At 28.0% G+C, this 440-nt stretch carries 1 protein-coding gene; it reads right to left on the bottom strand.

The window, feature by feature from the left end:
- Positions 1–229: 229 nt before the first annotated feature.
- On the bottom strand, positions 230–440 hold a 211-nt coding region (locus tag E6A48_RS11055; RefSeq protein ID WP_219710329.1), incomplete at its 5' end, for a tetratricopeptide repeat protein.

The raw sequence follows: 440 nt of genomic DNA, 5'->3' as shown, positions 1-440 counted from the left end.
TTTATTAAATGCAGTCCTTTTGCTTCTTTGGGACACGCCTTACCTAAAGGCACTTCCTTCGGTCGCAAAAGAAGTTGGGGTGCAGAGGCTAGCCCCTGCAAATAATTAAAAAATAGAAATTTAGAAAATATAAAAAACTTTAATATTTTAAAAAATTAAATATATTCTTAAGTTTTTACAATAATAAGTATGTGCTTACAAAATATACACAACATTGATATTCTTAATTTTATTTCAAGCCATATTTATCTTGAATCTCTTTTATATTTTCTCTAGCAATATCATAGTTAGGATCTAATTCCAAAGCCTTTTTATAATCTTTTAAAGCTTCATTGTACTCCTCTAAATTTTCTTTAGATACTCCTCTGTTATTATAAAAAGCCCCATTATTAGGGTTTAACTCTATAGCCTTATCATAGTCTTTAATAGCTTCTTCATAT

The organism is Brachyspira pilosicoli (assembly GCF_019402445.1).
Taxonomy (GTDB): Bacteria; Spirochaetota; Brachyspiria; order Brachyspirales; family Brachyspiraceae; genus Brachyspira; species Brachyspira pilosicoli_B.
Note: the sequence above shows the minus strand (reverse complement) of the source record. Positions and strands in the feature narration are given on the sequence as shown.